This is a genomic window from Sphingomonas sp. (genome assembly GCF_035714405.1).
Lineage (GTDB): Bacteria > Pseudomonadota > Alphaproteobacteria > Sphingomonadales > Sphingomonadaceae > Sphingomonas.
The window spans coordinates 37,629-62,141 of sequence record NZ_DASTMA010000019.1; the positions used below are offsets into that span (position 1 = coordinate 37,629).

The window sequence follows — 24,513 nt, forward strand, 5'->3', positions numbered from 1 at the left end:
TCCGGTTCAGAAGGCGGCGGTGACCGAAGCGACGATGATGCCGTCGGCGATCGAGCCCGTGCCGTCCTGGCCGCGGCTGAAAGACGGCTGCAGATAGGCCGCGTCGGCGGTGCTGACGTCGGTGTCGACATAGCTGACGTTGAACGTCAGGCCCTTGAACGTCGCCTCTGCGCCGATCGAGTAATCCCAATATTTGCCGGTCGGCGCGACGGACGTCGCGTTGGGTCCGAGGCCGTTGTTGCCGTCCGAATAGCCGATGTGCGCCTTCAGCGTGAACGGCGTCGCCGGGATGCCGGCGGCGAAGTCGCCCCAGAGGTACAGATTGTCCTCCTTGTCGCCCGGATCGGTGAAGACGCCCGCCGCCGCCGCCGCGCCATTGGCGTACCAGCGCCCCAGTGCTTCCTGCTGCGGTGCATAGGCGACGCCGGCCGTGAGGCTGGCCGGTCCGATCGTGCCCGACAGCTTCACATACGGCTCCGCGAAGTCGGTCTCGTCCGCGCCGCCCGGATACATGTACCAGGTCAGGCCGACATCGAGCGTGCCGCCGTTGCCGACCGGCAGCTTGTAGCCGCCGATCAGGTCGAGCTCGACATTGGAGCCGCCGAAGGTGCCCCAGCCGGCGAGATTGGAGCCCCATGCGCCGACATAGAAGCCGCTTTCATGAGTGACGGTGATTCCGGCCTGGACCGCGAGATCCTTATCGGACTGTGAGACGCCGCGGAAACGATAGTCGGAGACGAACGTGGCGGAGCCCGATACGGTGATCGGTGCGGGCGGAGCGGTTTCGCCGGCGGTGTCAGTGGACACGCCGGGAGGGACGGCCGTGTCCTGCGCGAAGGCAGGGGCGGCGACGGCGAGCATGGCGCTGCCGCAGAGGAGGGTGGTGAAGCGCATCGAATTTCCCTTTCGTTGGAAACGATGTCCCCGCCTGCACGCGCGCGCTGCTTCTGTTCGGGTCGAGCAGCGTCGGTCGCGTTGGATGGGCGATGACAGGCGTCGGCGAATGCGGCAACAACTTCCGTGCGTGTAGAAGGCGTTTGTGGAACAGTTGTTGCTCTACTGCCGCAGTGCAGCGTGCCAGGCGTCGAAGCCGCGGGAGAGATCGCCGATCAGATCGCCCGTGTCCTCCAAGCCGATCTGCAGCCGCACCATCAGTCCGGCGCGGGGCGGCCGCGTGACGGTGCGGTGGCGATCCGGATCGACCGGAAGTGCGAGGCTCTCGAAGCCGCCCCAGCTGTAGCCGATGCCGAACAGCCGCAGCGCATCCACGAACGTGGCCCGAGCCGCATCGGTGCCGCCGGCGAAGGTGAAGGAGAACAGCCCGCTGGCACCGGCGAAGTCCCGCACGAACTCCTCATGCCCCGGAGAGGAGGGAAGGGCAGGGTGGAGCACCTCGGCGACTTCGGGCCGCGTTTGCAGCCACTGCGCGATCGCCAACGCGGCGCGGCCGTGCTGCGCGAGTCGCACGCTCATCGTCCGCAAGCCGCGGCTGCCGAGCCAGCAGTCGTCGGGGCTCGCGACCTGGCCGAGCTGGAAGCTGGTGTCGCGCAGCTTGACCCAGTGCTCCGGCGTCGCGGTGACGGCGCCGAGCATCGCGTCGGAGTGGCCGACGACATATTTGGTGCAGGCGAGGATCGACAGGTCGACGCCGTGCTTGATCGCCGGGAACAGCAGTGGCGTCGCCCAGGTGTTGTCGAGCAGCGTCACGATCCCGCGCGCGCGCGCGATGGCGGTGATGGCGGGCACGTCCTGGACCTCGAAGGTGAGGCTGCCGGGGCTTTCGAGCAGGATGGCGCGGGTGCGCTCGCCGATCAGCTCGGCGATGCCGGCGCCGATCAGCGGGTCGAAGAAGCGGGTGGTGATGCCCATGCGCTTGAGCAGCCCGTTGGCGAGGCTGCGCGTGGGATCATAGGCCGAGTCGACCAGCAGCAGCTCGTCACCGGTCGACAGCACCGACAGCAAGGCGGCGGCGATCGCCGCCACGCCCGACGGGTAGAGGAAGGTCGCCTGCGCGCCCGGCTCGAGTTCGGTCAGCGCGTCGGCGAGCGACCATTGCGTCGGCGTGCCGCGCCGGCCGTAATAGAGCCGGTGGTGCGAGTCCTTGCCCGCCGCCGCGCGGAGATGCGCGACGTCGTCGTAGAGGATGGTCGATGCGCGCCACACCGGCGGGTTGACGATCCCTTGCGTCCACTCCGCCCGCCGGCCGGCGGTGACGACGCGCGTGGCGGGGGAGAGGTCGTCATCGTCCACGGCCGCGCCCCGAAGTTGTCGAAGTTGGCGCGCTCGACGTCGATTTGCCGCTCCCCGCCCGCGCTTCGAACTTGTCGAAGTTTATGGCTCCGATGTCGGTTCCTCGCCTCACCGCGCCGCCGCGGGTGGAGTGGAAGGCGGGCTCGGACAAGGTCATGGGCGCCTCATGACCATAAGCAGGCCTGTAGGACAGCGGGAAATCAGGCCGCGCCCATCACCTTCGCCGTCGTGCGGTCGGCACCCCATTCCGACCAGCTGCCGTCGTACAGCGCGGCGTCCTTGCCCAGCAGGTGGAGGCCAAAGGCCAGCGTCGAGGCGGTGATGCCCGAGCCGCAGGTGGTGACGATCGGCCGATCGAGGTCGATGCCGGCGGACTCGAATGCTTGCCGCAGCGCGTCGCCGGTCTTGTAGGTGCCGTCGGCGTTGAAGATGCCGGTATAGGGCAGGTTCTTTGCGCCGGGCATGTGGCCGGCGTGGGTGGCGGGGCGGGGATCCGCCTCTTCGCCGGTGAACCGGGCGGCGGAGCGCGCGTCGAGCACCTGTTCCCCCTCCTCTCCTGGGCCGGACGCGAGCAGCGCCTTCATCTGCTCAAGCGTGCGGACGCCCTTGTCGTCGGCCCAGACGGTGAAGTGGCGGTGGCGGAGCTGTTCCTTGCCCGACGCAATGTCGCGGCCCTCTGCCTTCCACTTGGCCAGCCCGCCGTCGAGGATCGCGACGTCGTGCGCGCCGAAGGTGTGGAGCATCCACCAGGCGCGCGCGGAAGTCTTCCAAGGCGAGTCGTCGTAGAGGACGATGCGGCTGCCGTCGCCCAGGCCCAACGATTGCATCCGGCTGGCGAACTTCTCCGGGCGCGGCAGCATCATCGGCAGGTCGGTGTCGGTGTCGCGCAGCTCGCCCAGGTTCATGAACACCGCGCCGGGAATGTGCGCCTTTTCATATTCGGCCGCTGCATCGCGCCCCGATGCGGCGTCGACATAGGTCGCGTCGACGACGCGCAGATCGCTCGCGCCGAGCTCGTTAGCCAGCCAATCCGTCGTTACCAGCGCGTCCATGCATGTTCTCCTGTTTGCCGGTCAGTAGCCGCCGGGGCCGCGTGCGTCGAGATTGTCGAGGAACGCCGCCGCCTGTGCACGGGTTGCCTGCCGTGCCGCGGGCGAGAAGCGATCCCAGGTCCGGTACGGCATCCGCAGCCGCGGGTTCGGACGCAGCTTGTCCTCATGCCGGGCGAGGAAATCCCAGTAAAGCGCGTTGAACGGGCAGGCATCCTCGCCGACACGCTTGGTCACGTCGTACCGGCATTTGCCGCAGTAATCGGACATGCGGGTGATGTAGGCGCCCGACGAGATGTACGGCTTGGTCCCGAGCAGGCCGCCGTCGCCATATTGGCTCATGCCCAGCGTGTTGGGGAGCTCCACCCACTCGTATGCGTCGATGTACACTTCCAGGTACCATTGGTGCACCTGCGCCGGGTCCGCGCCGATCAGCAACGCGAAATTGCCGGTGACCATCAGCCGTTGAATATGATGCGCGTGGGCGGTGGCGAGCGTCTGGCCGATCGCTTCCTTCAGGCAATGCGCGTCGGTGTCGCCGGTCCAGTACCAGCTCGGCAGGTTGCGCGTGTGTTCGAGATAGTTGCGGCGGACATAGTCGGGGCCGGTCCACCAGTAGATGCCGCGCATGTATTCGCGCCAGCCGATGATCTGGCGAATATAGCCCTCGACCGAGTTCAACGGCGCACGGCCGGCGCGATACTCGGCCTCGGCGCGGCGGCACAGGTCGAGAGGGTCGAGCAGCCCGGCGTTGATATAGGGCGAAAGGATCGAGTGCCACAAATGGCGCTCGCCGGTCAGCATCGCGTCCTCGAAGTCGCCGAACAGCGGCAGGGCCTGGGCGAAGAAGACGTCCGCCTGCCGTTCGGCGTCGGCGGCGGTGACGGCCCAGTCGAAGCCGTCGAGGCTGCCCGGATGGTCGGGAAAGCGGCGCGCGACGAGATCGAGCACCTCGGCGGTGATCGCGTCGGGTGCGAAGGCGAGGGGCTGCGGCATGAACAGGTCGCCCTTCGCCGGCTTGCGGTTCTCCTTGTCGAAGTTCCACCTGCCGCCGGCGGGCTTGCCGTTGTCCAGCAGCAGGCCGGTCTTCTCGCGCATCCGGCGGTAGAAGCCCTCCATCACCAGGCGGCCCTTCTGGCGGTCTGCCCAATCCGCGAACTCGGCATGACCGGCGAGGAAGCGGGTGTCGGGGCGGACCTTGACGGGGATACCGAACAGCGTCTGCCACTGGTCGAGCATCGCGGCGACGCGCCACTCGCCCGCTTCGGTGACACAGATGCGGTCGGGGGCGTGGCGGGTGATCGCGCGGGCGACCTCGCCGGTGAAGCTGCCGCTGTTGTCGGGGTCGTCCAGCGCGACATAGTCGAGCCGCCAGCCCGCCTCGCGCAGGGCCGCCGCATGGTGACGCATCGCGGACAGGATGAAGGCGAGCTTCTGCTTGTGGTGGCGGACGTAGGTGGTCTCGTCGGCGACCTCGACCATCAGCACTACCGTGGTCGCTGGGTCGGCGCCATGGAGGGCGCTGATGTCGGGGGAGAGCTGGTCGCCGAGGATGGGGACGAGGACAGGCACGGGCGTTCGCAATTCCTTGCTGCACCCGCTAAATGGGAAGGCGATGATGGACTCCAACCAGCCCCTACACCTCGGCCAGCCGAGCCGATTACCTGCATCACCTGCCGAGGCGGTGCTCGATTATGTGCCCAACCCGCGGCCGGGAACGACATACCTCGTCCGCTTCGCCGTCCCTGAGTTCACCAGCCTGTGCCCGGTGACGGGACAGCCCGACTTCGCGCACCTCGTCATCGATTATGTGCCGGGCGAGACGATCGTCGAGTCGAAGTCGCTGAAGCTGTTTCTCGGGGCTTTCCGGAATCATGCGGCGTTTCACGAGGACTGCACGGTGGGCATCGGCGAGCGGCTGTTCGCGGAGATGGGCCCATCCTGGCTGCGGATCGGCGGCTATTGGTATCCGCGCGGCGGCATCCCGATCGACGTGTTCTGGCAGTCGGGCGCGCCACCTGCTGATCTGTGGCTACCAGACCAGGGGGTGCCTTCATACCGCGGTCGCGGCTGAGCCGAAGTGGCGCGGGCGCGCGACCGAGCGCGTGTTGCAATGCAGCATGAACGCAACCATATTCCGTCTTGATTGTTCATCCCGGAGCAAGGTTCGACCCAAGGCGGAGGCGTTTAGCGACAATGCATAAGGCGGACATCAGGCGGATCGCTCTGATCGGGAACTTCCTGCCGAGGCAATGCGGCATCGCGACGTTCACAACCGACGTCTTCCATGCGATGCGCGCGCGCTGCCCCGACGTGGCAGTCGACGTCTATGCGATGGACGACCGCCCCGGACGCTATGACTATCCGCCCGAAGTCACCGCCACGATCGCCGAGCAGGACCGCGCCGCTTATTCGGAAACCGCGCGGCGGATCGAGGCGACCGGGGCCGACGCGATCTGGCTGCAACACGAATACGGCATCTTCGGCGGTCCGGCCGGCGAGCATATCCTGACGCTGCTCGATCGCACCACGCTGCCGCTGGTGGTGACGCTGCACACGGTGCTGGAGCAGCCCGACGCCGATCAGCGCCGCGTCATGGAGGGACTGCTGCGACGTGCCGCGCGCGTGGTGGTGATGGCGGAGCGCGCGCGCGACCTGTTGACTCGCGTCTACGGCGCCAACCCGCGCCAGATCGTGATGATCCCGCATGGCGTTCCCGACCGCGCACTGGTCGATCCCGACACGATCAAGGACCGGTTCGGCTGGGAGGGGCGCAAGGTCGTCCTCACCTTTGGCCTGCTGTCGCCGGGCAAGGGCATCGAGACGGTGATCGAGGCGCTGCCCGCGATCGCCGACCGGCATCCCGACCTGCTCTATGTCGTGCTCGGCGCCACCCACCCGAATCTGGTCGCCAAGGAGGGCGAGGCGTATCGTGACCGGCTGAAGGCGCTGGCCGCCGAGCGCGGGGTCGCGGACCATGTCGCCTTTATCGACGAGTTCGTCGTCTATGATCGGCTGATCGACTATCTGCAGGCGGCCGACCTGTATTGCACCCCGTACAAGAACCCGGCGCAGATCACGAGCGGGACGCTGTCCTATGCGGTCGGCGTCGGCAAGGCGGTGGTCTCCACGCCATATGTCCATGCCACCGAGATCCTCGACGAGGAGCATGGCGTGCTGGTGCCGTTCGACGATGTCGCGGGTTTCGCGGGTGCAATCGATCGGCTGCTGTCCGATGACGCCGGCCGTCGCGCTCTGTCGGAGCGCGCCTATGCGCGCGGGCGGACGATGATCTGGCCGCGGCTGGCGGAAGCGACGATGGCCGCGACACGAGAGGCGGTCGCCGCGCGGCCGCGCCGGCTCGCAGCCCGGACCCAGCTGGCAAAGCCGCTCGCGCCCGACTTCTCGGCAGTCGAGCGGATGAGCGACGCCACGGGCATGCTGCAGCACTCGATCTATTCGGTGCCCGACCGGCGTCATGGCTATTGTATCGACGACAATGCCCGCGCGCTGATGCTGATGAGCGCGATGCCCGAGCTCGATCCGGTGCAGCGCGACAAGTGGACGACGATCTATGCCTCGTTCGTCCAGTACGCCTGGAACCCGGAGGCGCGGCGGTATCGCAACTTCATGCGCTTCGACCGGACCTGGTGCGAGGATGTCGGGTCGGAGGATTCCAACGGCCGCGCGCTGTGGGCGCTGGGTGTCACCGCGCGCGACGGCTGCGAGAAGAAGCACCGTGACTGGGCGACCGTGCTGTTCGACGAGACCGCGAGCCTGGCGCTCGAGCTCGGCTCGTTGCGGGCGCAGGCGTTCGCGATGCTCGGCGCTGCCGCCATGCTGGAGGCGCGACCGGGGCATGAGCTGTCGTTGTCGATCCTGCGCCGCTTCCCCGACACGCATCGCGCGATGCTCGACGAAGCGCGACGGCCGGAATGGCAGTGGTTCGAAATCGTGCTCGCCTATGACAATGCCCGCCTGCCGCAGGGGCTGATCGCGGCGGGACGCGCGCTGGAGCGGCAGGACCTGATCGAATGCGGGCTGTCGACGCTTGAATGGATCGTCGGCAAGCAGACCTCGCCGGAGGGTCGGTTCCGGGCCGTCGGCACCGAAAGCTTCCACCGCCCCTATGCGGAGCCGCTGCAGTTCGACCAGCAACCGCTGGAGGCGCAGGCGACCGTCGATGCCTGTGTCGAGGCGTATCGTGCCACCGGCGACAAGCGCTGGGTGGCGGAGGCGGAGCGTGCCTACCACTGGTTTCTGGGCGCGAACGACCTCGACCTGCCGCTCGCGAGCGCGGAGGATGGCGGCTGCTTCGACGGGCTGATGCCGACGGGACTTAACCGCAATCAAGGTGCCGAGTCGATTTTGGCGCTGCAACTCGCGTCCTGTGCCATTTCCGGGCTTGGAAAGGCCCAAGCGAACGTGCCAGAACCCAGCCACGCCGCTGCGTAGCCTCGTCTCGCGCCGGCCGGTTCCGGCGCGAGTGCAGACGAGGCTTCCTTGATCGACATCCATTACCAGGACTTCCGGCTGCATGCGGACCCGTCGCGCGTCGTGGTGCGACCGTTCCACATTGCCTGGGGCGGGCATGGCGGGCCGCCGAGCCGGACCGAGCGGCTGGTCGGCGAAGTCCTGCAGATGACCCCGCAGGAGGCGCGCAACCAGCTGGAGATCGTGCTCAAGGACTTTGAGGCGCGTCACTGGCAGACCCGGCGCGTGTTCATGACGCGCTATGACCAGATCGAGGACATGCTCGACCTGAAGGGCGAGGAGATCGGCGACGAGAAACGCCAGCTGATCGGTGCCTATTTCTGTCACGAATACAGCTATGCCGCCGCCGCGCTGATGAACCCCAGCGCGGTGCCGCATTTCGACCAGTCGGGCATGCCCGCGGGGTCGCAGCGGATGCTGATGTCGATGCGCGCGGTGGGGGAGGGACACATTTCGTCCGTCGCCTTTCGCGAGGGGATCATCACCGAAGACGGTCATCTGGTACTGGCCCCCGAGCCGCCCTTCGCCACTGCCACCGATGCGGTCGGAACGGGCGAGACTGAGATGCCGACGGGTGCGGTGACGGTCCACCGGCATCGCGACAGCACGCTATCGGGCACGGTCATCTTCCCGATCACCACCGCCCAGTCGAAGGGGCTTGAAGACCTGCGCATCGTCCGCTTCGAGCATGATGATGACGGCGTCGAGTGGATCGGCACCTATACCGCCTACAATGGCTCGGTCATCCAGTCGGAGCTGATGCGCACCCGCGACTTCCGCGCGTTCGACTTGGTGCCGATGACCGGCGGCGCGGCGCGCAACAAGGGCATGGCGCTGTTCCCGCGCAAGGTGAACGGCCAGTATATGATGATCGGGCGGTCCGACGGCGAGAACCTGTTCCTGCTCAAGTCCGATCAGCTGACCCACTGGGAGGACGGGGCCAAGATCCTGACGCCGAAGTTCGGCTGGGAGCTGGTGCAGATCGGCAATTGTGGCCCTCCGATCGAGCTGGACGAAGGCTGGCTGCTGCTGACGCACGGCGTCGGCGCGATGCGTAAATATTCGATCGGCGCGGCGCTGCTCGACAAGAACGATCCGGCCAAGGTGCTCGGCCGCACCGTGCAGCCGATCCTAGCGGCGAAGGATCAGGACCGGGAGGGCTATGTACCCAACGTCGTCTATTCCTGTGGCGCGATGAAGCATGGCGACCAGCTGTTCCTGCCGTACGGTATCGCCGACAGCTCGATCGGATTCGCGTTCGTGTCGATCAAGGAGCTGCTGGCGGCGATGTGAACGGCGCGCGCGGTAACCATCGGGTTTGACCCGAGGTTAAGCGGTGCGGGCTAGGCAGCGTGCCTGCACCCGGAGCCCGCCCCATGAAACGCATCCTGATCTGTCTCGCCGCCCTGAGCTTCGCCGGCCACGCCGCGGCGCAGGAATCGGACTATGGTCCCGCCAAACGGTGGAAGGGGATCGGCTACAAGTTCGGCTATGAAGACGAATTCGCCAAGGACGGGGTGTGGCGGGTGAAGGCGCGCACCCGGCGGGGGGACGGCGTCGACATGGCCGTATACCGCGCCGCCGAGCGGGCGCGCGAAGCCGGCTACCCTTATGTCCAGTTCCTAGGCGGAAAGGCGTCGCGGGGACCGGGCCTGTCCTATGCCGAGCTCGACGTGCTGCCGAGCCGCAGTCCCGCCGCGCCGACGGCATGCCGGTCGAAGAAGCCCGGCACTTGCTATACCGCCGATGTCGCCGCCGTGCTGCGGCGGCTGTCGGGTGACAGTGGCTTCGAGCGGGGCGTGGCGGTGACGGACCACATCGACCGCTATGGTCGGCGCGTCATCTATTCCGGGTTCGGCGCTGGCGCGGTCGTGGCGACCGCCCGACCCGCGGCGAGAGTGGGCGCGGTGCAGCTGGTGCCGATGCCGGTGCCGATGCCGGTGCTGACGCTGCCGATCGAGCCCAGCGCGTCGGAGCGTCAGGCGGCAGCACTCCGCGCCGCGCAGCCGGTGCGCGGGCGTGAGACAAAGCAGGGCTGGACCGTCAGCGACTAAGCCAGCACCGCGCGGCGGGTACGGCGGTAGAGCCAGGCGATGAGTGCGCCGAACACGGCGAGGCCGACGAACAGGCCGCCGGTTTCGAAGTCCGAGCCCATCACTGCGAGCGGGGCGTCGCTGTTGCTCGCATAGACGATGCCGGCGAAGAGGACGCCCCACAGCGAGTCGCCGACGATCATGCCCGTTGCGGTCAGCACGCCCATGCGGTGGGCGTAGTCGGGGTCGCGCTGCCGCTGCGCCCAGCCCTCGTAGACGGTGCCGATCACCGCGCCGAGCACGACGGGCAGCGTCACCGCCATCGGCAGGTAGATGCCCAAGCCGACGCCGAGCGGCGGCAGGCGGAGCTTGCCGGCGCGGCCGAGCAGCTCGTCGGCGAGCACGACGCCGGCGCCGACCAGTGCGCCATAGCCGATCATCGTCCAGTTGAGGTCGCCGCCCAGCACCCCCTTCGCCAGCGCGGAGATCAGCGCTGCCTGCGGTGCCGCCAGCGCGTTCGGCCCCGCGCCCGGCATCCCGGCAAAGCCGAAGGAAGTCATCATCAGCTGCAGCACCGGTGGCACGACGAGCGAGCCGAACAGCACGCCGATCATCAGCGCGACCTGCTGCTTCCACGGCGTCGCGCCGACCAGCTGGCCGGTCTTCAGATCCTGGAGATTGTCGTTGGAGATGGTGGCGACGCCGAAGACGATGCCGGTGACGATCAGCGCATAGGCGACCAGCGCCTCGGTGGTGGCGGGCGGCTGATCGCGACCGAACAGCCCGACCAGCATCAGCCCGGCGGCGAGCACCGACAGGATGCCGATGCCGGACACGGGCGAGTTGGATGCGCCGATCAGCCCGGCCATGTAGCCGCACACCGCCGCGATCACGAGCCCGGCGACGAGTACGAAGAGGAGCGCGCCGCCGATCAGCGTCAGCGCGAATGGTTCGAGCGGACCGCCGGCGAGTGTGGTCCACAGCAGCCAGGCGATGGGGACGAGAATCAGCAGCGAGCCGCCGACGATGACGGGGAAGGGCAGGTCCTGCTCCTCCAGCGCGATCGCCGCGTCGCCCCCGCGCGTTCGGCTCGCCGCGATCGAGGAACGGATGCCGCCGAGCACGGGGCCGGCGATCTTGACCAGCGTCCACAGCGCCGCGACGCCGATCACGCCGGCGCCGAGGAAACGAACGTCGCTGCGGAACACGCCGCCGACCCAAGTCGAGATATCACTCACGGCGGGCGCGGCGGCGGTCAACAGCGGCAGCGCGACGCCGAAACCGATGACTATGCCGGTCAGCATCGCGAGACCCACCGACAGCCCGACCAGGTGGCCGACGCCGATCAGGGCGAAGGACAACCCCGCGGAGACCGTGGTCGCGCCGCTGCCGACGCGCAGGAAGGTGGTCGCCTCGCCCGCCGCCAGTCGGGTCTGGGTGAGGATCGCGAAAGCCGCGGCGACCAGGGCGTTGACGCTGATGACCTTGAGCCCGGCGGCGCTTTCCGCCTCGCCCTCGCGGCTGCCGGCACCGATCTTGAGCACGGCGGCGGCGGCGTGACCCTCCGGGTAAGGCAGGTCGCTGCCGGTCACCAGCGCGCGACGCAGCGGTACCGAGAACATGACGCCGAGCAGCCCGCCGGTCGCGGTGATGCCGGCGGTGAGCAGAAAGGGAAAGCCGTTCCACCAGCCGATCATCACCAACCCCGGCAGCACGAAGATGATCGCCGCCAGCGTGCCCGCGGCCGAGGCGACGGTCTGGACGATATTGTTCTCGAGGATGGTCGCGCCGGGCAGATAGCGCAGGATCGCCATCGAGATCACCGCCGCTGGGATCGAGGTGGCGAAGGTCAGCCCGACCTTGAGCCCCAGATAGACGTTGGCGGCGGTGAACAGCAGCGTGATGACGCCGCCGAGCATGATGCCGCGGAGGGTGAGTTCGGCGGTAGGGCGGCTTACGGTGACCATGTCGCGGACCTTACGGCAAAGGGTCCGACGAGCAAGGTGGCGAACGGCCGAGGTCGGGCGTTGCGCCCTTGCCGCAATCGGCTATTCCTTCCACGCAAATCGGGCGTCGCGCCGAAGGACAAGAGATGAGTGAGTCACGCCAGCTTACGGCGGGTGAAATCCGGGAGGCGAGAACCATCTTCGGGGCCGCGATCGATTACGCGAAGGTGATCGTCAATCGCGGTAAGGCGTATTTCTTCCAGCCCGCCGATGTCGCCATCACGCCCAATGGCCAGATCTACTTCCCGGTAGAATCCTACAAGCCCGACTTCTCGGGTAACGCGTCGGATGCGGCATGGCTGATCCATGAGCTGACCCATGTCTGGCAGAGCCAGCAGGGCATGTGGGTGCGGACGCGCGGCATCCTAAACCGCAACTATGATTATGGCGATCTGTCACAGTCGTCGCTCAGGTTCCTCGATCAGGGGATCGAGGTGCAGGCTTCGATCGTGGGGGATTATTATCGTCTGCGGCACGGGTTGCCGGCGGTGCATGGCAGCGGTGCACTGGCGGACTATGAGCGTGTCATTCCCTTCTTGCCGAGGAGCGGCCGATGAAGCGGTCCATCGTCGCTCTTGCCGGCAGTGTGCTGACCGCGATCTATTGGTGGGTCGCCTTTGCCGTCGTCTATGCCGACGCGCTCTTTCGCGGCGACCGGAATCCGGCGTCCCCACCCGCCCCGGACAGCGCAACGATCGGCACCAACCTGGCGGTCATCGTCATCGCCATCCTGCTCTATGCGGCATTGTCACTCGCCTGGCGTCGGCTGACCGCGCGCTTTTTCGCATGACGATGGACACGAGCAAGCCGTTGCGCGTGGCGCTGGCCGGGCTGGGCACCGTCGGCGGCGGCGTGGTGCGACTGCTCGATGCCAACGCCGCGCTGATCGCGCGCCGGGCCGGGCGCGCGATCGAGGTGGTGGCGGTGTCGGCGCGCGATCGGAGCAAGGACCGGGGGTTCGATCTGGACCGGTTCGCCTGGGTGGACGACACGGCGGCGCTGGCCCGGAACGAGGGGGCGGACGTGGTGGTGGAGCTGATCGGCGGCGCCGACGGGCCGGCGCTGACGCTGGCGCGGGCGACGCTTGCGGGCGGCAAGAGCCTGGTCACCGCCAACAAGGCGATGCTGGCGCATCATGGGCTGGAGCTGGCGCAGGCGGCGGAGGGCGCGGGCGTGGCGCTCAAGTTCGAGGCGGCGGTCGCGGGCGGGGTGCCGGTGGTGAAAGGCATCCGCGAAGGTGCGGCGGCCAATGCGTTGAGCCGCGTCTATGGCATCCTCAACGGCACCTGCAATTTCATCCTGTCGGAGATGGAAGCGACCGGCCGCGACTTCGCCGACGTGCTGGGCGAGGCGCAGGCGCGCGGCTTCGCGGAGGCCGATCCCAGCTTCGATATCGACGGGGTGGACGCCGCGCACAAGCTGTCGATCCTCGCCAGCCTCGCCTTCGGCACGCAGCCGGCGTTCGGCGCGGTCGAGGCGAGCGGCATCCGCCAGGTGCTCAGCGCCGACATCGCCGAGGCCGCGGCGCTGGGGCACCGGGTGCGGCTGATCGGGGTGGCCGAAGCCGACGGGCGGGGTCTGTTCCAGCGGGTGCATCCGCATTTGGTGCCGCTCGACCATCCGCTCTCGCATGTGACGGGTTCGACCAACGCGGTGGTGGTGGAGGGCAATTTTGTCGGGCGGCTGCTGTTCCAGGGGCCGGGCGCCGGCGACGGGCCGACCGCGAGCGCGGTGGTCGCGGACCTGATCGACATCGCGCGCGGCGAGTTCGGGCCGCCCTATGCGATGCCCGCGGCGGCGCTGAGCGAGGCGGCGGCGGTGGACAGCGGCGAGCGGCGGGGACGCGCGTATCTGCGCTTCGCGGTGGCGGACCGGGTCGGCGTGCTGGCGGAGATCGCGGCAGCGATGCGCGACGCGGGCGTGTCGATCGCCAGCCTGATCCAGCGCGAGGCGCCATCGGACTCCGGCTCGGACGGCACCGTGCTGGTGGCGATCGTCACTCATGAGGGGCCGGAGCGATGCGTGGCGGCGGCGCTAGAGCGGCTGCGCGGAAGTGTCAGTCTGGTTGGGCAGCCGTTGTGGATGCCGATCCTAGGGTAGGGGAGTGGGGAGTGGAGAGTAGGAAGTAGGGAGCAATTCCGGCGGGCCTGACCGTGACCTCCCCGGCGGTCGCCCGGGCCCGGTCGGCCGCGCCGGGAATGCGAAGCTGGATTTGCCGGATACCCGATCTGGGCCCCGGCTTTCGCCGCGGAGGGTGGCACGGGAGGCAGGGTGTCGTGCGCCCTACCCGTGTTCCGTCTTCCCATCAGGGTTCGATCCGCCCCGCCGGACCCGTCGCGGCGAGGTCGATCGCCACGCGTCGGTTGCCGTCGCGCTGCTTCGCCTTTGCCTCGCGGCGATCCTTGAGGGCATTGCCGACGCCTTTGACCGCGGCGCCGACGAGCAGGCCGATCGGCGGGCCGAAGCCGACCTGACAACCGCCCTGCAGGGTAGCGCAGGGGGCCGGCTCAGCTGCGAGCGCGCCGGTGCCGGTGAGATACTTGTTCGACGGCACGCCGGTGGTGGATACCGCCTCTGCCGGAAGCGGCAGGCGCTGCGACGCGGTGGGGTTGTTGCCGCACACCACCACTTCCTGCCCGTCACGGACGATCGGCGCGCAGGGTTCGGCGAGGATCGAAAATTTCTCCGGGGGCGCGGCACCGGTGGCCGGCGTCGTGGCCTGAAGCAGAAGAGCCAGGATCATCATCGCGGCAGGGTGCCCGGCCAATGCGGCGCTTATGCGGCGATCGTCGCGACGCCCAACCGCGGGATGTCGATGGCGGGGCAGCGGTCCATCACCACCTGCAGTCCCGCCGCTTCGGCGCGGGCGGCGGCGAGCTGGTCGATGACGCCGAGCTGCATCCACACCGCCTTGGCGCCGATTGCGATCGCCTGATCCACCACCTCGCCGACCGCGTCGGAGCGGCGGAAGATATCAACGATGTCGATCCGGTCGCCGAGCTGGTGGAGGTCGCGGAAGACGAACTCGCCATGGACGTGCTCGCCGGTGATCTGCGGGTTGACGGGGATGACGCGGTAACCGTGCTGCTGAAGCGTCGCCATCACGCGGTAGGAGGGGCGGTCGGGGCGATCGGAGGCGCCGACCAGCGCGATGGTGCGGGCGGATTCGAGCAGGGCCTTGATCTCGGCGTCGGTGGTGAGGGGCATGGTTCGTCCTCCGGTTGCCGCATCAACCTCCGTCACCCTGAACTTGTTTCAGGGTCCATGCGAGACGCTGCCCCGGGCAACCCGTCGCGCATGGATGCTGAAACAAGTTCAGCATGACGATGTGCTCAGTTGGTCGCCAGCCACTCCGCGATCTGTGCTGCGATCGGGGCGAACACTCGGTCCTCGCGCAACGCCGGCGGCTGCCCCGCGTCAGACGCGGTGCGGATACCGATCTCCAGCGGCACGCGGCCGAGGAAGGGGATGTCGAGTGCCTTGGCGGCCGCCTCTGCGCCGCCTTGGCCAAAGGGATCGGACAACTCTCCGCAGCGGGGGCAGGCGTATCCGGCCATGTTCTCGACCAGGCCGATGATCGGGACGCCGGCGGTGCGGAACAGGTCGATGGCGCGGGCCGCGTCGATCAGCGCCAGGTCCTGCGGGGTCGAGACGATCACCGCGCCGGCCGGCCGGTGTTTCTGGATCATCGTGATCTGGACGTCACCCGTGCCGGGGGGGAGGTCGACGACCAGCGTGTCGACCGCGCCCCAGTCGGCGTCGACCAGCTGGCTGAGCGCGCCGGCGGTCATCGGACCGCGCCACGCGATCGCCTTGCCGGGTTCGACCAGCTGGCCGATCGACAGCAGCGGCACGCCCGACGGCGTCGGCACGGGGTCGAGCCGCTTGTCACGCGCGGTGGGTCGTGTGCCCTCGACGCCCATCAGCCGCGGCTGCGAGGGGCCGTAGATGTCCGCGTCGACCAAGCCGACGCGCCTGCCGCCGCGCATCAGCGCGATGGCGAGGTTGGCGGCGAGGGTGGACTTGCCGACCCCGCCCTTGCCGCTGGCGACCGCGATCAGGCGACGCTCGACGCGCGCGGCGGTGACGACGATGCGGAGGTCGGCGACACCGGCGGCCACGCGGATGCGCTGCTCCAGCGCGTCGCGTTCGGCCTGGCCCAAACCAGTGGCGTCGAGCACCACGCCGACGCGGCCTTCGCCGTCAACGCGCACGCTGGCGCGCTCGCCCGCGACCGCGCTGATCGCCGCCGTTATCCTGTGTTGATCGGTCATGGCAGGCGCATAGGAGCGCCCACTGTTTTTCGCGAGCCCGCGTCCCTATAAAAGCATCATGAACTTCCTTCAGCGCCTGTTCGCGCGACCCCGCATCTTCTCGATCGACACGCCAAAGGGCCCCTGGGGCGGCGGCGGCGATGGTGGCGAGGGCGGCGGCGGCGGCGGCCCGCGCAATCCTTGGTCGGTGCCGCCGGGTGGGCGCAAGCCGCCGCAGCGGCCGACCGCGCTCGACGAGTTCCTGCGCAAGGCGCGTACCGCCGGCGGCGGTGGCGGGGGCGGCAATCCGTTCACCGGCCTGCCGGGCGGGCCCAACGCCAAGTCGCTGTGGCTGATCGGCGCGGGCATCCTGCTGATGATCTGGCTGATCTTCACGTCGTTCCACAACATCGCGCCGCAGCAGCGCGCGGTGGTGACCTATTTCGGCCGCTACGGCGGCACGCTGGAGCCGGGCATCCAGCTGACTGCGCCGGCGCCGTTCGCGAGCGTGCAGAAGGTCGACGTGTCGGCGATCCGCGAGGAGGTGTTCCCCGAGGGCGGCGGCGAGAATCTGGTGCTGACCCGCGACCGCAACGTCGTCGACCTCGCCTATCAGGTGCGCTGGACCATCGCGAACCCGGAGGACTACATCTTCCAGCTCGCCGAGCCGCAGGCGACGGTACGCGCGACGGCGGAGAGCGCGGTGCGCGAGGCGGTCGCCAACGTGACGCTCGACGAGGCGATCGGCCCGGGTCGCGCGGGCGTCGAAAGCCAGGTGCAGATCCGCATGCAGCAGATCCTGGACGAATATAATTCCGGCATCCGCATCCAGGGCGTCGCGATCCGCCAGGCCGATCCGCCCGAGGCGGTCAACGACGCGTTCAAGGGCGTGACGGCGGCGCAGCAGTACGTCTCGACGCTGCGCAACCAGGCGCAGGCGTACGCACAGCAGAAGCTGGCGCTGGCGCAGGGCGAGGCCGCGTCGTTCAACGCCTATTACGAGCAGTACAGCCTTGCCCCCGAGGTGACGCGCCGCCGCATGTATTATGAAACGATGGAAGCCGTGCTCGCCAAGACCGACAAGACGATCGTCGAGACGCCGGGCGTGACGCCATACCTGCCGCTCGACCGCAACCGGCGGCTGGTGGAGCCGAGCGTACAGACCGCACAGCCTGCCCCGCAGGCGGGAGCAGCCCAGTGAACGCCGCCATTCTCCGCCATCCGGTGTTCCTCAGCATCGCGGCGCTGTTCGCCGTCATCATCGCCGCGTCCACGTTCGCGATCGTGCCGGAGACAGAGCAGGCGGTGGTGCTGCGGCTCCAGAACCCGGTGCGGACGGTCAACGAATACCGGCCAGGCGAGGTGTTCGGGCGGACGGGCGCGGGCGTGATCGCCAAGATCCCGCTGCTCGACCGCATCGTCTGGGTGGACAAGCGCGTGCTCAACGTCGAGCAGGACAACCAGCAGGTGCTGTCGTCCGATCAGCTACGGCTCGAGGTGGACGCCTTCGCGCGCTTCCGCGTCGTCGACCCGCTGCGCATGGTCATCACCGCCGGCACCGAGGCGCGGGTGACAGAGTCGCTGCGACCGCTGCTCGGCAACGCGATTCGCAACGAACTCGGCCGTCAGCCCTTTGCGGTGCTGCTGACGCGCGATCGCGAAGTCGTGATGAACAACATCCAGGCGGGGCTGCAGCGGCTCGCCAGTCAGTATGGCGTGCAGATCGTCGACGTGCGGATCAAGCATGCCGATCTGCCGACCGGCTCGCCGCTCGATTCGACGCTGCAGGCGATGCGCACCGCGCGCGAGCAGCAGTCGGCGACGATCCGGGCGCAGGGCCAGCGCGAGGCGCAGATCATCCGTGCGCGCGCCGACGCCGAGGCCGCGCGCATCTATGCCGAGGCGTTCAACAAGGACGCGAGCGCATACGACTTCTACCGCGCGATGCAGAGCTATCGCCGCACGTTCGGTGCCGATGGCGGACCGACGGAGGGCAACGGCGCGACGTCGATCATCCTGTCGCCGGGGAACAGCTATCTGCGGCAGTTCGGCGGGCGTGGGCAGGATTGATCTTTCCCTCTCCCCCCGCGGGAGAGGGAAGTAGCGGCCCTTCTTGCATCGGCATTCGCTGAGCCCACATTCAATAAGCATTCAGCCTCTCGAGGCGATTACAGATGTGGTCCCAAGGACCTCAGCGAAGAGGATACTCCCCCAGTGCGCTACGCATTCGCCATCACTTCCGCGCTCCTCCTCGGGGGCGCTACCGCCACCCTGGCGCTTCAGCCGGGTGACGCACAGACGATGCCCGGTATCGCCCAGAACGAGCCCGGCACCATCCAGGCCGCCGCGCCGCGTCCCGGCGCGCCGCTGTCCTTTGCCGACATGGTCGCGAAGCTGCAGCCGGCGGTGGTCAACATCTCCACCAAGCAGACGATCGTCCAGCAGACCCAGGCGAACCCGTTCAGCGGCACGCCGTTCGAGGGGCTGTTCGGCCAGGGACAGGGGCAGGGCGGCGGCGCCCCCACCCGGCGCGAGGGTGCCAGCCTGGGTTCGGGCTTCATCATCTCGGCGGACGGTTATGTCGTCACCAACAACCATGTCGTCGCGCCCGGCGCGCGGGGCGCTACCGTGGACGCGATCACCGTCACCCTGCCGGACCGCAAGGAATACACCGCGCGGCTGATCGGGCGTGACCCCGATTCTGATCTGGCACTGCTCAAGATCGACGCGCGCGGGCTGCCGTTCGTGCGCTTCGGCGATTCGAAGCAGGCGCGGGTCGGCGACTGGGTGGTGGCGATCGGCAATCCGTTCGGGCTCGGTGGCACGGTGACCGCTGGCATCGTCTCGGCGCTGCACCGCTCGACCGGGCTCGGCGCCTACGACCAGTTTATCCAGACCGACGCGGCGATCAACCAGGGCAACTCCGGCGGGCCGATGTTCAACCTGCAGGGTGACGTGATCGGCATCAACTCGCAAATCCTGGGCTCGGGCGCTGGTGGCAATATCGGTATAGGCTTTGCGATCCCTGCGGAGCAGGCCAAGCCGATCATTGACACGCTGATGAAGGGCCAGCGCGTCTCGCGCGGCTATATCGGCGTGACGTTGGGCGGCGTGATCAACGACGATTACTCGGCCGCGCTGGGTATCCCCAAGAACCAGGGCGAGATCATCGCGCGGGTCGAGCCGACCGGCCCGGCGGCGCGCGCGGGCTTGCGTGCCGCCGACGTGGTGACGCGGGTCAACGGGACCCCGGTCACCCCTGATCAGAGCCTGTCGCGGCTGGTCGCGGCGGTACCGCCTGGCGGCACGGCGCGTCTCGACGTGATCCGTGCCAACCGGCCGCTGACGGTAAACGTCACCGTGGCGGCGCGGCCGACGCAGGAGCAGCTGGCGGCACTTACCGGCCAAGGGGCTGAGGAGTTCGGCGCCGACTCCGACGCCACCACTGTCGCCCCGACGCCCGCCACCGGCAACGGCATCGGGGTGGTGGTGCAGCCGTTGACGCCGCAGATCGCGCGTTCGGTGGGCGTGGACTCGACGGTTTCCGGGCTGGTCATCGCCAGCGTCGATCCGGCGAGTGACGCGGGCCAGAAGCTGAAGCGTGGCGATGTCATCACCGCCGTCAACTTCGCGCCGGTCGTGACGGCCGCCGACCTGTCGGCGCGGGTGAACGCGGCGCGCGCGCAGGGCCGCGACCGGGTGATCCTGTCGGTACAGCGCCAGCGCGCCAACGCACCGGTGCCGGTGAAGCTCGCCAAGAGCTGAGCCGGCCTTCCACGGGGCAAGTCGGGGCCGTCGCTCACCACGAGCGGCGGCCCTTTGCTTTTCGTCACCCTCGGGTCAAGAGCGGGTGACGAGGAGTTGAGTGATGACGAGCATCCTGATCGGCGCGGGCGAGGGTGGGGCTAACCCGCAGCGGCTGGAGTTGAGCCGCGCCAACCGGCACGGGCTGATCGCCGGCGCGACCGGCACCGGCAAGACCGTGACCTTGCAGCGGATGGTGGAGGGCTTCTCCGCTGCAGGCGTGCCGTGCTTCGTCGCGGACGTGAAGGGCGACCTGTCGGGGCTGGCGATGCCCGGGCTGCCGACCGGCAAGCTCCACACCGTCTTCGCCGCGCGCGCTGCGGCGGTCGGCGATCCGGACTGGGCCTATGCCGATACCCCCGTGCAGTTCTGGGACCTGTTCGGCGAGCAGGGGCATCCGATCCGCACCACCGTCAGCGAGATGGGACCGCTGCTGCTGGCGCGACTGATGGACCTGAACGCGGTGCAGGAGGGCGTGCTGACGATCGCGTTCCATGTCGCCGACGAGGACAAGCTGCTGCTGCTCGACCTCGACGACCTACAGGCGATGCTCGCCGAGTGCGCCGCCAATGCCGACACGCTGACCATCACCTATGGCAATGTGTCCAAACAGTCGGTCGGCGCGATCCAGCGGTCGCTGCTGCAGCTGCGCGCGCAGGGCGGCGAGCATTTCTTCGGCGAGCCGGCGCTCGACATGGCGGATTTCATCGCCACCGACGATCGCGGGCGCGGCGTCGTCAATATCCTGGCGGCCGACAAATTGATGGCGTCGCCCAAGCTCTACGCCACCTTCCTGCTGTGGCTGCTGAGCGAATTGTTCGAGCAGTTGCCTGAGGTGGGCGATGTCGAGAAGCCCAAGCTGTGCTTCTTCTTCGACGAGGCGCACCTGCTGTTCGACGAGGCGCCCGACGCGCTGCTCGACAAGATCGAGCAGGTCGTGCGGCTGATCCGGTCCAAGGGCGTCGGCGTCTATTTCATCACGCAGAACCCGATCGACATCCCCGACAAGGTGGCGGGGCAACTCGGCAATCGCGTGCAGCACAAGCTGAACGCGTTCACGCCACGCGACCAGGCGGCGGTGCGGGCGGCGGCGGAGACGTTCCGCGCCAACCCGGACGTCGATGTGACCAGCGCGATCACCGAGCTGAAGGTCGGCGAGGCGCTGGTCTCGCTGCTCCAGCCCGACGGCGCGCCGGCACCGGTGCAGCGCATCCTGATCGCGCCGCCGGGATCGCGGGTGGCGCCGGTGACGCCGGTCGAGCGCGGCGTGTTGATCGACACCGATGCCATCGGCGACAAATATGATGCGCTGATCGACCGCGATTCGGCGGCCGAACTGCTTCAGGCGAAATCGGCGGAGGCGAGTGCGGCGGCGGCCGAGGCGAAGGCGGTGGCCGACGACGCAAAGGCAGCGGCGGCGGACGCCAAGGCGGCGGCGGTGGCGCAGAAGCAGGCCGAGCGCGAGCGGCTGGCGGCGCAGCGCGCGGCGGACCGGCAGGCACGGCTCGACGCGCAGGCGGCGCGCGCCGCGGAGCGCGAGCAGGCGAACGATCCTTGGAACCGGGCGATGCGCGGCGCGACGCGAGGCGCGGCCAGCTCCGCCGGCTCGGCGATCGCGCGTGAGGTGACCAAGGCGGCGTTCGGCAAGTCCGGCGGCGTTGCAGGGGGCTTGGTCGGCGGGCTGGTGCGCGGGGTGCTGGGCGGGCTGTTCCGCGGGCGCTGAGCGGCCTAGAAGCGGCCGGAACACAGGAGCTTGCGATGACCCTCGACCTCGCCACCACAGACTGGACCGCCGCCGGCGAGGAGCAGCTGGGCGACGTGATCGCGCTGCGCCGCGCGATCCATGCCGATCCCGAGGTCGGGCTGCACTGTCCGCGCACGACCGACAAGGCGAAGGCGGCGCTGGCAGGGTTGCCGCTGGAGATCCACGATTCGACCTCGACCACCGGCTTCGTCGCGGTGCTGCGCGGGGGAGGCGCCGGACGGGCCGGTTCGAACGGGCGCACGGTGCTGCTGCGCGGCGACATGGACGCGCTGCCGATGGCGGAGGAGACCGGGCTGCCCTTCGCCAGCCGCAATGCGGGCGCGATGCATGCCTGTGGGCACGACGCGCATACCGCGATGCTGGTCGGCGCCGCCAAGGCGCTGTGCGCGCGGGCCGACACGCTGCCGGGCACCGTCGTGTTCATGTTTCAGCCCGGCGAGGAGGGGCATCACGGCGCCAAGTTCATGATGGACGACGGGCTGCTGACCAAGGCCGCGCCCGAGGCGGCGTTCGCGCTTCACATCTCGCCCAACATGCCGGCGGGCACCGTGGTGACGCGCACCGGGCCGCTGCTGGCGAGCGCGGAGACCGTGCATGCGGTGATCCGCGGCCGCGGCGGCCATGCGGCGATGCCGCACGACCTGATCGACCCGCTGCCGATCGCGTGCGAGATCGTGCTGGCGCTGCAGAGCTTCGTCGCGCGGCGCGTGCCCGTCGCCGACCCGGCGGTGCTGACGATCACCACGGTGAGGGCGGGCACCGGCGCGCACAACATCGTTCCCGACACCGTCGAGCTGCTCGGCACGCTACGGACGCTGTCGGAGGGGACGCGGGCGAAGATGCACGAAGCATTTGCGCAGCTGGTGGGCGGGATCGCGCAAGCGCATGGCGCGACGGCGGAGGCGTGGATCGACCAGGGCTATCCGGTGACGCAGAACGACGCGCGCGCGGTGGCGATGTTCGAACAGTGCGCGGCGGCGGTCGGGGCGGGCTATGCCACCATGCCGACGCCGATGATGGGAGGCGAGGACTTCGCCTATGTGCTGCGCGAAGTGCCCGGCGCGATGGCGTTTATCGGCGTCGCGCCCGAGGGGAGCGACCACCGGACCAACCCGCCGCTGCACAATACGAAGATGATGATCGAGGAGAGCGTCATGGCCAAGGGCGTGGCGCTGCATTGCGCGATGGCGGAGCGCTTTCTGGCGCGGGGGTGGGAATAGCATCTGCCCCGGCGGAGGCCGGGTCCAGTTTCGAGCTGCGGCGACGAGAGGTCCGCCCCTTCCACTGAGTTCATGGCAAACTGGACCCGGCCTTCGCCGAGGAGGACTCCTATGCCTTTAGGTTCGGCGGTCCCAGATGCTGCAGGAAGTCGGGCTTGCCCAGCGTCACGCCGTTGTGGCGGAGGATCGCGTACGCGGTGGTGGCGTGGAAATAGAAGTTGGGTAGCGCGTAGCCGACGAGGAAGGTGCGGCCGGTCCAGCGATAGCCCATGCCGTTGGGAAAGCGGATCTCCACTTCACGGTCGGCCGCCCCAGCAAGCGCGGCGGCACCGATGTCCCGCAGCCATGCGATCGTGCGATCGCAGCGATCGGAAAGCTCGGCGAACGAGGTCTCCGTATCGGGCATCGACGGGGCGTCGGTGCCGGTGAGGCGCGCGAGTGCGTTTTTCGCCGTGTCCGAGGCCATCTGATACTGGCGCGGGAATGGCGCCATGTCGGGGGCTAGCGCTGCGGTCATCAGCATCGCCTCTCGATCGGCGGCCTTGGCGAGCCAGGCCTTCATGTTGCCCAGTGTCGCGACGAAGACGGGGACGGATGCCTCGTGAAGGGTCAGGTCGCTCACTTCTTCACCAGCCCGATCTCGACCAGCCGCTCGTGCAGGTAATCGTGCGCCGTGATCGGCGTCTCGTAGCGGTTCGGATTGTCGCCGGTGATCGTCCCCGGCAGCGTCTGGATGAGGAAGTCCGGCGCCGGGTGGAGGAAGAAGGGCATCGAGTAGCGCGAACGGCCGCGGCGCTCCGGCGGCGGGTTGACGACGCGGTGGGTGGTCGACGGCAGGACATGGTTGGTCAGCCGCTGCAGCATGTCGCCTACATTGACGACCAGCGCGTCGGCGGGAGGCTTGATCGCGAGCCACTTGCCGGAGTCGCGGTCGAGCAATTCCAGGCCCGCTTCCTCGGCGCCGAGCAGCAGCGTGATGAGATTGATGTCCTCGTGCGCGCCGGCGCGAACGCCCTCGGCATCTTGCGGGATCGGCGGATAATGGAGCAGGCGCAGGACCGAATTGCCGTCCTTCACCGCCGGATCGAACCAGTGCGGGTCGAGGCCGAGGTTCAGCGCGATGGCGGACAGCAGCCGGTCGCCGGCGCGGTCAAAGGCGGCGAACAGCTCGATGAAGGTGTCGCGGAAGCCATCGGGACGCGATGGCCAGATGTTGGGGGCCATGGAGTCGCTGAAGCGGTGACCGGCGGGCAGCTCGCGGCCGACGTGCCAGAATTCCTTGAGGTCGACCGCGCTCGCGCCCTTGGCGATCTCGGTCTTGAACGGCGTGTAGCCGCGCGCGCCGCCGCCGCCGGGGACATGGTACTGCCGCTTCTCCTCATCGGGCAGCGCGAACAGCTTCGCCGTTTCGGCCCAGGCGCGGTCGACCAGATCCTGCGGGATGCCGTGATCGGCGACGATGGCGAAGCCGAAGCGCCGGAACGAGCCGCCGAGATCGGCGGCGAAGCCCTGCGCGTCGTCCGCCTGCGCGGCGAGCGAGAGAGTGGGCACCTGGGCCAGGGGAGAGTGGAGCATGACGCGGGCTATACGCTGCGCGATCTTGCCCGTCACCCCGGGCGCATCGGACCTCGCGAACGGC

At 68.8% G+C, this 24,513-nt stretch carries 22 protein-coding genes; 12 read left to right on the forward strand and 10 right to left on the reverse strand.

The window, feature by feature from the left end; genetic code table 11:
* Nucleotides 1–6 precede the first annotated feature (6 nt).
* The 4 genes from VFQ64_RS11560 to VFQ64_RS11575 all read right to left on the reverse strand — a co-directional run bounded on the left by VFQ64_RS11560 (nucleotide 7) and on the right by VFQ64_RS11575 (nucleotide 4,871).
* Nucleotides 7–894: a TorF family putative porin gene (locus VFQ64_RS11560; RefSeq protein ID WP_325103476.1), complete on the reverse strand. Its 888-nt coding sequence runs from the start codon at nucleotides 892–894 to the stop codon at nucleotides 7–9.
* Nucleotides 895–1,056: 162 nt separating this feature from the next.
* Nucleotides 1,057–2,250: a cystathionine beta-lyase gene (gene metC / locus VFQ64_RS11565; protein ID WP_325103477.1), complete on the reverse strand. Its 1,194-nt coding sequence runs from the start codon at nucleotides 2,248–2,250 to the stop codon at nucleotides 1,057–1,059.
* Between the two features lie 200 nt (nucleotides 2,251–2,450).
* On the reverse strand, nucleotides 2,451–3,302 hold the full coding sequence (sseA, locus tag VFQ64_RS11570; RefSeq protein WP_325103478.1) for a 3-mercaptopyruvate sulfurtransferase: 852 nt from the start codon (nucleotides 3,300–3,302) through the stop codon (nucleotides 2,451–2,453).
* Nucleotides 3,303–3,323: 21 nt separating this feature from the next.
* On the reverse strand, nucleotides 3,324–4,871 hold the full coding sequence (locus VFQ64_RS11575) for a cryptochrome/photolyase family protein (RefSeq protein WP_325103479.1): 1,548 nt from the start codon (nucleotides 4,869–4,871) through the stop codon (nucleotides 3,324–3,326).
* A gap of 43 nt (nucleotides 4,872–4,914) precedes the next feature.
* On the opposite strand from VFQ64_RS11575, the gene queF reads away from it, so the two are divergent.
* From queF to VFQ64_RS11595, 4 genes are all read left to right on the forward strand, one after another.
* Nucleotides 4,915–5,373: a preQ(1) synthase gene (gene queF, locus VFQ64_RS11580; RefSeq protein ID WP_325103480.1), complete on the forward strand. Its 459-nt coding sequence runs from the start codon at nucleotides 4,915–4,917 to the stop codon at nucleotides 5,371–5,373.
* Between the two features lie 122 nt (nucleotides 5,374–5,495).
* Nucleotides 5,496–7,754: a glycosyltransferase family 4 protein gene (locus VFQ64_RS11585; protein WP_325103481.1), complete on the forward strand. Its 2,259-nt coding sequence runs from the start codon at nucleotides 5,496–5,498 to the stop codon at nucleotides 7,752–7,754.
* A 48-nt stretch (nucleotides 7,755–7,802) separates the two neighbouring features.
* Nucleotides 7,803–9,086, forward strand: a complete 1,284-nt coding sequence (locus tag VFQ64_RS11590; protein WP_414712898.1) for a glycoside hydrolase family 130 protein — start codon at nucleotides 7,803–7,805, stop codon at nucleotides 9,084–9,086.
* Nucleotides 9,087–9,169: 83 nt separating this feature from the next.
* Nucleotides 9,170–9,847 (forward strand): hypothetical protein, encoded by a 678-nt coding sequence (locus VFQ64_RS11595; RefSeq protein ID WP_325103482.1) that lies wholly within the window; start codon nucleotides 9,170–9,172, stop codon nucleotides 9,845–9,847.
* Here the strand turns inward: VFQ64_RS11595 and VFQ64_RS11600 are convergent.
* Nucleotides 9,844–11,793: an OPT family oligopeptide transporter gene (locus VFQ64_RS11600; RefSeq protein ID WP_325103483.1), complete on the reverse strand. Its 1,950-nt coding sequence runs from the start codon at nucleotides 11,791–11,793 to the stop codon at nucleotides 9,844–9,846. The two genes, VFQ64_RS11595 and VFQ64_RS11600, sit on opposite strands and share 4 nt — an antisense overlap.
* A gap of 125 nt (nucleotides 11,794–11,918) precedes the next feature.
* Between VFQ64_RS11600 and VFQ64_RS11605 the strand changes: the two genes are divergently transcribed.
* The 3 genes from VFQ64_RS11605 to VFQ64_RS11615 are packed head-to-tail and all read left to right on the forward strand — an operon-like array spanning nucleotide 11,919 to nucleotide 13,932.
* On the forward strand, nucleotides 11,919–12,389 hold the full coding sequence (locus VFQ64_RS11605) for a vgr related protein (RefSeq protein ID WP_325103484.1): 471 nt from the start codon (nucleotides 11,919–11,921) through the stop codon (nucleotides 12,387–12,389).
* Nucleotides 12,386–12,622: a hypothetical protein gene (locus VFQ64_RS11610; protein ID WP_325103485.1), complete on the forward strand. Its 237-nt coding sequence runs from the start codon at nucleotides 12,386–12,388 to the stop codon at nucleotides 12,620–12,622. Before VFQ64_RS11605 ends, VFQ64_RS11610 begins: the two co-directional genes overlap by 4 nt.
* A 2-nt stretch (nucleotides 12,623–12,624) precedes the next feature.
* The gene (locus tag VFQ64_RS11615; protein ID WP_325103486.1) at nucleotides 12,625–13,932 is read left to right on the forward strand and encodes a homoserine dehydrogenase; all 1,308 of its coding nucleotides are present in this window, start codon (nucleotides 12,625–12,627) and stop codon (nucleotides 13,930–13,932) included.
* Nucleotides 13,933–14,137: 205 nt separating this feature from the next.
* Here the strand turns inward: VFQ64_RS11615 and VFQ64_RS11620 are convergent, their stop codons facing one another.
* The 3 genes from VFQ64_RS11620 to VFQ64_RS11630 all read right to left on the reverse strand — a co-directional run bounded on the left by VFQ64_RS11620 (nucleotide 14,138) and on the right by VFQ64_RS11630 (nucleotide 16,106).
* On the reverse strand, nucleotides 14,138–14,578 hold the full coding sequence (locus VFQ64_RS11620) for a hypothetical protein (protein WP_325103487.1): 441 nt from the start codon (nucleotides 14,576–14,578) through the stop codon (nucleotides 14,138–14,140).
* A 29-nt stretch (nucleotides 14,579–14,607) separates the two neighbouring features.
* Nucleotides 14,608–15,039 (reverse strand): CoA-binding protein, encoded by a 432-nt coding sequence (locus tag VFQ64_RS11625; RefSeq protein WP_325103488.1) that lies wholly within the window; start codon nucleotides 15,037–15,039, stop codon nucleotides 14,608–14,610.
* Nucleotides 15,040–15,164: 125 nt separating this feature from the next.
* Nucleotides 15,165–16,106, reverse strand: a complete 942-nt coding sequence (locus VFQ64_RS11630) for an Mrp/NBP35 family ATP-binding protein (protein ID WP_325103489.1) — start codon at nucleotides 16,104–16,106, stop codon at nucleotides 15,165–15,167.
* Between the two features lie 58 nt (nucleotides 16,107–16,164).
* Here VFQ64_RS11630 and VFQ64_RS11635 point away from each other — a divergent pair, with 58 nt between their 5' ends.
* The 5 genes from VFQ64_RS11635 to VFQ64_RS11655 all read left to right on the forward strand — a co-directional run bounded on the left by VFQ64_RS11635 (nucleotide 16,165) and on the right by VFQ64_RS11655 (nucleotide 22,874).
* Nucleotides 16,165–17,286 (forward strand): protease modulator HflK, encoded by a 1,122-nt coding sequence (locus VFQ64_RS11635; RefSeq protein ID WP_325103490.1) that lies wholly within the window; start codon nucleotides 16,165–16,167, stop codon nucleotides 17,284–17,286.
* Complete coding sequence (locus VFQ64_RS11640; RefSeq protein ID WP_325103491.1) at nucleotides 17,283–18,155, forward strand: protease modulator HflC; 873 nt, start codon at nucleotides 17,283–17,285, stop codon at nucleotides 18,153–18,155. The genes VFQ64_RS11635 and VFQ64_RS11640 overlap by 4 nt, the downstream gene beginning before the upstream one ends.
* 144 nt (nucleotides 18,156–18,299) lie before the next feature.
* Nucleotides 18,300–19,850, forward strand: coding sequence for a Do family serine endopeptidase (locus VFQ64_RS11645; RefSeq protein WP_325103492.1), 1,551 nt, complete (start codon nucleotides 18,300–18,302; stop codon nucleotides 19,848–19,850).
* 103 nt (nucleotides 19,851–19,953) lie between these two features.
* Nucleotides 19,954–21,612 (forward strand): helicase HerA-like domain-containing protein, encoded by a 1,659-nt coding sequence (locus VFQ64_RS11650; protein WP_325103493.1) that lies wholly within the window; start codon nucleotides 19,954–19,956, stop codon nucleotides 21,610–21,612.
* 35 nt (nucleotides 21,613–21,647) lie between these two features.
* The gene (locus tag VFQ64_RS11655) at nucleotides 21,648–22,874 is read left to right on the forward strand and encodes a M20 family metallopeptidase (RefSeq protein WP_325103494.1); all 1,227 of its coding nucleotides are present in this window, start codon (nucleotides 21,648–21,650) and stop codon (nucleotides 22,872–22,874) included.
* 109 nt (nucleotides 22,875–22,983) lie between these two features.
* On the opposite strand, the gene VFQ64_RS11660 is transcribed toward VFQ64_RS11655, so the two are convergent.
* Together VFQ64_RS11660 and VFQ64_RS11665 are read right to left on the reverse strand one after the other, a co-directional pair.
* Nucleotides 22,984–23,496, reverse strand: a complete 513-nt coding sequence (locus VFQ64_RS11660) for a DUF1993 domain-containing protein (RefSeq protein WP_325103495.1) — start codon at nucleotides 23,494–23,496, stop codon at nucleotides 22,984–22,986.
* Nucleotides 23,493–24,449 carry an isopenicillin N synthase family dioxygenase gene (locus VFQ64_RS11665; RefSeq protein WP_325103496.1) on the reverse strand — a complete coding sequence of 319 codons (957 nt, stop codon included), beginning with the start codon at nucleotides 24,447–24,449 and terminating at the stop codon, nucleotides 23,493–23,495. The genes VFQ64_RS11660 and VFQ64_RS11665 overlap by 4 nt, the downstream gene beginning before the upstream one ends.
* Nucleotides 24,450–24,513: the final 64 nt, after the last annotated feature.

Bases quoted from the DNA above. Each gene is read 5' to 3' on its own strand.
- VFQ64_RS11560 (WP_325103476.1), bottom strand. From the start codon at position 894: ATGCGCTTCACCACCCTCCTCTGCGGCAGCGCCATGCTCGCCGTCGCC.
- sseA (WP_325103478.1), bottom strand. From the start codon at position 3,302: ATGGACGCGCTGGTAACGACGGATTGGCTGGCTAACGAGCTCGGCGCG.
- queF (WP_325103480.1), top strand. From the start codon at position 4,915: ATGATGGACTCCAACCAGCCCCTACACCTCGGCCAGCCGAGCCGATTA.
- VFQ64_RS11585 (WP_325103481.1), top strand. From the start codon at position 5,496: ATGCATAAGGCGGACATCAGGCGGATCGCTCTGATCGGGAACTTCCTG.
- VFQ64_RS11595 (WP_325103482.1), top strand. From the start codon at position 9,170: ATGAAACGCATCCTGATCTGTCTCGCCGCCCTGAGCTTCGCCGGCCAC.
- VFQ64_RS11600 (WP_325103483.1), bottom strand. From the start codon at position 11,793: ATGGTCACCGTAAGCCGCCCTACCGCCGAACTCACCCTCCGCGGCATC.
- VFQ64_RS11605 (WP_325103484.1), top strand. From the start codon at position 11,919: ATGAGTGAGTCACGCCAGCTTACGGCGGGTGAAATCCGGGAGGCGAGA.
- VFQ64_RS11610 (WP_325103485.1), top strand. From the start codon at position 12,386: ATGAAGCGGTCCATCGTCGCTCTTGCCGGCAGTGTGCTGACCGCGATC.
- VFQ64_RS11615 (WP_325103486.1), top strand. From the start codon at position 12,625: ATGGACACGAGCAAGCCGTTGCGCGTGGCGCTGGCCGGGCTGGGCACC.
- VFQ64_RS11620 (WP_325103487.1), bottom strand. From the start codon at position 14,578: ATGATGATCCTGGCTCTTCTGCTTCAGGCCACGACGCCGGCCACCGGT.
- VFQ64_RS11625 (WP_325103488.1), bottom strand. From the start codon at position 15,039: ATGCCCCTCACCACCGACGCCGAGATCAAGGCCCTGCTCGAATCCGCC.
- VFQ64_RS11630 (WP_325103489.1), bottom strand. From the start codon at position 16,106: ATGACCGATCAACACAGGATAACGGCGGCGATCAGCGCGGTCGCGGGC.
- VFQ64_RS11635 (WP_325103490.1), top strand. From the start codon at position 16,165: ATGAACTTCCTTCAGCGCCTGTTCGCGCGACCCCGCATCTTCTCGATC.
- VFQ64_RS11650 (WP_325103493.1), top strand. From the start codon at position 19,954: ATGACGAGCATCCTGATCGGCGCGGGCGAGGGTGGGGCTAACCCGCAG.
- VFQ64_RS11655 (WP_325103494.1), top strand. From the start codon at position 21,648: ATGACCCTCGACCTCGCCACCACAGACTGGACCGCCGCCGGCGAGGAG.
- VFQ64_RS11665 (WP_325103496.1), bottom strand. From the start codon at position 24,449: ATGCTCCACTCTCCCCTGGCCCAGGTGCCCACTCTCTCGCTCGCCGCG.